The sequence below is a fragment of the Streptomyces sp. SID3212 genome, from assembly GCF_009865405.1.
Classification (GTDB): domain Bacteria; phylum Actinomycetota; class Actinomycetes; order Streptomycetales; family Streptomycetaceae; genus Streptomyces.
In genome coordinates this window covers 1-6,533 of the sequence record NZ_WWJY01000330.1, presented here as the reverse complement: position 1 = coordinate 6,533, position 6,533 = coordinate 1, and the positions used below count along the sequence as shown (strand labels likewise).

The following is a 6,533-nucleotide window of genomic DNA, read 5'->3' as shown; positions in this document are numbered from 1 at the left end:
CCGCCGACAGCGCCATCAGCGCGCCGCGCAGGCCCATGGATCCCTCGGACGCCAGGGTGACCGGCGTACCGACCACACTCGCGTCGCCCGTCCCCGCCTCGCTGCCCAGCGGTTCACCCGTGTCGGGGTCGACCGCGCCGCCGGTCCCCGTACCACCGGACGCCGCGGCGCCCTCGGAGGCCGCGGAGCCGCCCGTACCGTTCCCGTCGGCGTCCGCGGCGCCACCCGAGCCGGACGTCCCTCCCGTGGCGGCCGCGTTGCCGCCGCCTGTGGTACCGGATCCCGAACCACCGCTCGTACCGCCGGAGTTGGAACCGCCGCCGCCGTTCCCCCGGGCCGCCGGGACGACCGGTGTCTCCTCGCGGGCCGCGCCCGCGGTGCCGGTGGAGCACTGCGTCGGTCCCCGCTTGTCGCACTCCTTGGGGTAAGGAGCCTTCTTCGCCAGCGTGTTGGAACCGTCGGAGGAGAACGTGGGGTTGCGGCAGCTGCTGATCTTGATGTCCGCGACCGGCGCGCCGGGGATGCGCCGGACCTGGTTGAAGCCGGCCTGCACCAGGTTCATCGGCAGCGGCGAGTAGCCCAGCTCCTCCGCCTGCTGCTGGCCGTCACAGAGGAAGTAGTTGGCGAACGTGCCCAGCGACTTGCCCTTGCCGGCCGTGAAGCCGAGCTCCGTGGAGGTCGGAATGATCATGTAGCTGTAGCTGGAGAGCGGGTACGACCTGCGGTCCCGGTTGACGTACACGCCGTCGAGGATCTGGGTGAGGTAGTTCGGCGAGTTCTTGTTCTCGTTGATACGGGCCTGCTGCAACGCCACCGCGACACTCGACGAGGTCGGCTCGACGTAATACCCCTCGCTGTTCAGCATCTTGGCGACCGGGAAGCCGGTCTTGATCGCGTACGAGTACTCCACGTACGTGATCGCGCCCTCGAAGCTGGACTGCTTGGTGAAGCCGGACACGCCCAGCGAGCCGGACTTGGCGACGGTCGAGGACCCGGGGATCACCGGGTAGTACGACGTCATCCCGCACGGCGTGGACCGGCCCGCCCTGCTGCAGTAGTCGTTCCACAGCGCCCCGTGCTTCTTGGCCATCCAGGTCGTGAACTGGGCCGTCGTACCGGAGCCGTCGGAGCGCACCACCGGGACGACGCGGCGGGCCGGAAGGGTGAGGCCGGGGTTGTCGGCCTTGATCTCCGGCGCGTTCCACATGGTGATCTTGCCGGTGAAGAGCTTGGTGATGACCTCACCCGACAGCCGCAGATTGGTGACCCTCTTGCCACCGATCTTGAGGTTGTACATGAACGAGGTGCCGCCGGCCACGATCGGCATGTACGCGTAGCTGCGCTTGGTGGGCGGCACGTCCGTGGTCCGGCCCTCGGTCAGCCCGTACGGGATCTCCGAGACGCCGAAGTCCGAGACGCCGTTCTTGAACTCCTCCCGGCCCACCGAGGAACCGGACGCGGAGAAGTTCACGGTCAGCCCGATGTTGGCGCCGATGTTGCGCCGCCACTGGTCCAGCGCGTTCGAGCTCCAGGTCGACCCCGAACCACTGAGCTTCGTGTACGACTCGGCCCACGCCGGTGGATGGACGGCGGCCAACGCGCAGGCCAGCGCCGCGAGTAGCACGAGCGTACGGGTGAGCGGTGCGGCTCTCACTGGGAACTCCCTGGATCTGTAACGGATTTCGGGGCGGCGTGCGCCCTGTCACGCGCGGCGAACCGCTCGGCGTCCTTGCGGGACGCCTGGACGCGGCGGTGCTCCTGGCCTCGGCTGAGCCGGCCGGAGTTACGGCCGCCGATCACCCGCGCGAGGATGAACAGCAGCAGGACCAGGGTCATGAGGGCCGCCGCCGTGCCGAAACCCCGGGCGATCATGGTGGGTTCGGGCGACTTGACGAACTCGAAGACGGCCAGCGGGAGCGAGACCTGCGGCCCGTTGAAGGGGTTCGCGTTCAACTCGGCGGTGAATCCGGCCGTCAGCAGCACCGGGGAGGTCTCCCCGACACCCCGCGCCGTACCGAGGATCACCGCCGTGGTCAGCCCGGACCGGGTGGTGGGCAGGACGACGTGCCACACCGTGCGCCAGCGCGAGGTACCGAGGGCGTACGACGCCTCGCGCAGGGTGCCGGGGACGAGCCTGATGACCACGTCGGAGGCCCGGATGATGATCGGCAGCATCATCACCGCGAGCGCGAGCGAGGCCGCGAACCCGGACCGGCCGAGGCCGAGCGTCAGGATCACCGTGGCGTAGATGAAGAGGCCGGCGACGATCGACGGCAGCGCGGTCATCGCCTCCACCACCGTCCTGACCAGCCGGGCGAACCGTCCGGGCACCTCGTTGAGGAAGACCGCGCACACCAGGCCGACCGGGACGGTGAAGGCGAGCGCCAGGGCGATCTGCTCCAGCGTGCCGACGACCGCGTGCAGGACGCCCCCGGCGGACAGGGGGTCGAGCGGGCCGGCCGTGCGCATGTCCTCGGTGTAGAAGTTCAGGTGCGGCAGCGCCTCCCGGCCCTCGAAGAGGGTGTAGACGACCACGAACACCAGCGCCACGAGCATGAGCAGCGCGAGGCTCTGGATCACCACCCCGGCCACCTTGTCGCGGACGGCGGGTCCCGACTCGTCGAACGACACGAGAAGCGCGTAGACCCCGAGGAACAGGATGTACGCGACCACGACGAAGCCCACGGTGCCGTTGAAGGGCAGCAGCCGGGTGAAGAGCAGGCCGGTGAGCGCGAACGACGCGGCGGCGGCCCCGACCAGCGCGTACACGTCGCTGCCTCGGGTCAGCGAGGTGTCACGGCGGCGCTCGCCCAACGGCTCCGCGAGCGGCGGGCGTTCGGCGGCCAGGGTGGTGCGCGGGCGCGGAGGTGCTGTGGTCATGAAGGGGATTCCCTACTCGCTCGCCGCGCCGGAGCGGCTGCGGGCGACGATGGAGGACGCGGCGAAGTTGACGACGAGGGTCATCAGGAAGAGCGCCAGGCCGGCGGCCATCAGGGCGGACATGCCGAACTCGCTGGCTTCTCCGTACCGCAGGGCGATCAGTGAGGAGATCGAGCTGGTGCCGCTCTGGAGCACGTGCCACTGGATGTCGAAGATCGGCGAGATGACGAGATAGACGCCGATGGTCTCGCCGAGCGCCCTGCCGAGCCCGAGCATGGTCCCGCCGATCATGCCGCCCTTGCCGAACGGCAGGACGACGCTGCGGATCATGCCCCAGCGGGTGGCGCCGAGCGCGTACGAACCCTCCCGCTCGCCCACCGGGGCCTGCGAGAACACCTCACGCATCACCGAGCAGACGATGGGCGCGACCATGAGCGCGACGACGATGCCGGCGATCAGGGTGGAGGAGGCGTAGACGGTCGCGTTGGCGAGCGGGTCGCGCGGGTCGGCGCCGTCGACGGCGAAGAAGGGGATCCAGCCGAAGTACGTGGAGATCCAGCGGGCCGTGCCGAGGACCTGGTTCTGGAAGAAGAAGAGCCCCCACAGCCCGTACACCACGGAGGGCACGGCGGCCATCAGGTCGACCACGCCGATGAGGGTCTGCCGGAGGCGGGGCGGGGCGTACTCCGAGATGTAGAGCGCGCCCCCTACCGCGAGCGGTACGGCGACCAGGATCGCCACCAGGGCGATGAGGACCGTTCCCACCAGGACGGCCGCGATGCCGAAGCGCCCGGCGTCCGGCTCCCACGTCTCGGTGGTCAGGAAGGACCAGCCGGCCCGGGAGAGCGCCTGCCAGGCGCGGTAGAGCAGGAAGCCGCCGACCAGGAGCATCACGGCGAGCACAAATCCGCCGCCGGAGCGGGCGACACCACGGAAGATCCGGTCCGGCAGCCCTGGATCCACGTACAGCCGTCTGGGCCCCTCGGACCCCTCCCCGGGGCGCTCTTCGATGTGTGTCGTCACACCGGTCACCCTCGGGGCGCGTCATTGACACGTGTGCTCCGCTGTGTGAACGAGGTGTGCCCTAGGGGCAACTTCCGTTCATCTCGGTCACTTTGCCTCTCCTGGCTCCTTTAAATCTGCCAACTCCTTTTCCAGAGCGGCGAATTGCCCGAGCAGCCCGACAAACCGGCCCAGCGCCGCACGGCAGGTGGAGTACCTCTCGTACGTACGTGAGGACGCCGCGACGGCCGTTCCGTCGGGCATGCGTAACCACCAGGCCCACCCGTCACCGCCCGGTCCGTGGTGAACACCCCCGGCCGCCTTGTCCGCCTGGGCGCACATCTCGCCGAACGCCCGCGCGCAGGTCCGGCTGTCCGCGAAGCTGCTCGCGGACACCCCGACCACCCGGCCGTTGTGCGCGATGAGCCGCCAGCCGAACCCGCCCGCCGGATCGGTGTCGATCTGACACCGCGCCCCGCCCACGGCGGCTCTGCCTAACTCGTCCGATCGCTTCATGATCTTCAGCTCCCCCCGCCCTTCCCGGGGTTGGGAACGGCAGGAGCAACTTATTGAGACGAACGGGACAGTTGCGGTTTCAATCGATCACCGGCCGAACACTTCACTCGAATGTTGCCCCTATGTCCCCATGGGGACCCCCGTCACCGGGCCGGGGAACGTCCCGCGCGCAAGCGGGTGCCTCAGAGGGACTGCCGGCGCAACCAGGTCAGCGCGGAGTCGGCGACCTCACGCCAGCCGGCGTCGATCGTCAGCGAGTGGCCCTTGCCGGGGAAATCGGTGATGTCGGTGACCGCGTCGGAGTGCCGGTACTGCTTGAGCGTCGCGCGGGTCACCGCTTCGGGCACCGTGTGGTCCTTGCCCCCGGTCATCAGCAGCAACGGGCCGCGCAGCGCGTTGGCGGTGTCGACCTTGGCCGGGGAGTGCGGGTTGAAGTTCGCCGCGGCGGCCTCGAACAGGGGCTTGCCGGGCGCGGGGATCGTCCAGCGCTCGTACAGCGCGTCCGACTCCGCCTCGGGGATGGCGTTGCCGAAGGCGAACCGGAACTGCTCGGCGGTCAGCGACACCGCGCGGTGCTTGTTCGCGGGGTTCTTGAACACCGGCAGGGTCGCGCGCAGCGCCGACAGCGGAAGCGGCAGGACGCCCTTGATCTGCGCGGCGTCGATCGCGACGGCCGCCGCCGCCAGGTCCTGGCCGAGCAGCTTCTGCGCGATCATGCCCCCGAAGGAGTGCCCGATCAGGATCGGCGGGGTGTCGAGCGTGCGGATGATCGCGGTGTAGTGCGCCACGACATCGTCGATGCCGTGGTCGGCGATGCTCTCGGGGTTGTCGCGGGCGTCCTGGACGGTGTCCGGGTCGCCGGGCCACCCCGGTGCGGAGGCGGCGTACCCCTCCTGTTCGAACAGCTCGGTCCAGGGGGTCCAGGAGGTGGCGTGCAGCCACAGTCCGTGGATGAAGATGACGGGGGTCGGTGACGTCATGACTGCCTCTCGGGGCGGGTGAGTGGTGCCTGCCGCGTCAGGACACCACCCGGGCCGCCCCCTTCGCATCGGGGAAAGTCCCCAGTCGTCCGCGACGTGGCGTCCGGCCCGCGCCGCCTCGGGGGCCCGCGGCCCTCGGCTCCCCTGACCGGTGCCGCGTACAGCTGAGTAGAGTGGAGCGGACCCGGACTCTGCACGGTGCATACGCCGCGGCCAGGACGAGGTTGATGCGGTGAGCGCCGGACACGTCGTACGCGACGCCCCGGACGGGTTGTTCGTCGGCCGGGAACGGGAGACCGACCGGCTGCGGGAGTGCGCGGGAAAGGTACGCGCCGGCGATTCCTGGCTGGCCGTGGTCGAGGGCGAGGCCGGGATCGGCAAGACCGCTCTCGTACGCCAATTCACCGCGGCGCTGGACGACTTCACGGTCCTGTGGGCCGTCGGCGACCCCTCGGAGGCCGACCTCCGGGGCGGTGTGATCGGCCAGCTGACCCGTCGTGTGGACGCGTCACTGCTCCGGCAGTTCCCCCTGCTGGCGGAGGAGGCGCCCGCCGGGGCGACTCCGCACGCGATCGGCGGCCAACTCCTCCTGCTGCTGGGCGCGCTCCAGGGATCCGGGCGCCCCGTCGCCGTGGTGGTGGACGACGTCCAGTGGGCGGACCGGCTGTCCGTACAGGCGCTCGGCTTCGCCCTGCGCCGGCTGTGGGCGGACCGCGTACTGACGGTCCTGGTGACCCGTCCGGACGCGGAGGGTTCCGCCGGGACCCTGGACAGGCTGCTGCGGTCCTCGGACCGGGCGGTGAAACTCGAACTCGGCGGCCTCGGCGACGGTGAGGTCGCGCGACTGGCGCGGAGCCTGGTCGACGGCCGGCTGGCACCGGGTCTGATCGAGCGGCTGTACGTACACACCCGAGGGCATCCGCTGTACGTCAGGACCGTGCTGGCCGAAGTGCCCGCCGAGGCGCTGCGGGACGGGGTGCTGGAACGATGGCCGGTTCCCCGGTCGCTCCAGGTCGGCATCCGGGCCCAACTGGACCGTCTCCCCCCGGACTCCCGCGACCTGCTGGAGGCCCTGGCGGTGCTCGACGCCCGGGTCCCGCTGTCGACGGCCGGCCGGCTCGCCGGCCTCGCCGACCCGGCACGCGCGCTCGGCCC

General features: G+C 70.5%; 6 protein-coding genes. 1 reads left to right on the top strand and 5 read right to left on the bottom strand.

Annotation, left to right across the window (positions count from 1 at the left end):
* The 5 genes from GT042_RS10020 to GT042_RS10000 all read right to left on the bottom strand — a co-directional run.
* The coding region (locus tag GT042_RS10020; RefSeq protein WP_202532590.1) for a phosphate ABC transporter substrate-binding protein PstS at positions 1 to 1,654 on the bottom strand (1,654 nt) is incomplete at its 3' end.
* Positions 1,651 to 2,880 (bottom strand): phosphate ABC transporter permease PstA, encoded by a 1,230-nt coding sequence (pstA, locus tag GT042_RS10015; RefSeq protein WP_161308359.1) that lies wholly within the window; start codon positions 2,878 to 2,880, stop codon positions 1,651 to 1,653. The genes GT042_RS10020 and pstA, both read right to left, overlap by 4 nt.
* 12 nt (positions 2,881 to 2,892) lie before the next feature.
* The gene (pstC, locus tag GT042_RS10010; RefSeq protein WP_345943727.1) at positions 2,893 to 3,903 is read right to left on the bottom strand and encodes a phosphate ABC transporter permease subunit PstC; all 1,011 of its coding nucleotides are present in this window, start codon (positions 3,901 to 3,903) and stop codon (positions 2,893 to 2,895) included.
* Between the two features lie 87 nt (positions 3,904 to 3,990).
* The gene (locus GT042_RS10005; protein WP_161308358.1) at positions 3,991 to 4,398 is read right to left on the bottom strand and encodes a hypothetical protein; all 408 of its coding nucleotides are present in this window, start codon (positions 4,396 to 4,398) and stop codon (positions 3,991 to 3,993) included.
* A 182-nt stretch (positions 4,399 to 4,580) separates the two neighbouring features.
* A complete protein-coding gene (locus tag GT042_RS10000) occupies positions 4,581 to 5,378 on the bottom strand; it encodes an alpha/beta fold hydrolase (RefSeq protein WP_161308357.1) in 798 nt (265 codons plus the stop codon).
* 232 nt (positions 5,379 to 5,610) lie between these two features.
* On the opposite strand from GT042_RS10000, the gene GT042_RS09995 reads away from it, so the two are divergent.
* The coding region (locus GT042_RS09995; protein ID WP_161308356.1) for an AAA family ATPase at positions 5,611 to 6,533 on the top strand (923 nt) is incomplete at its 3' end.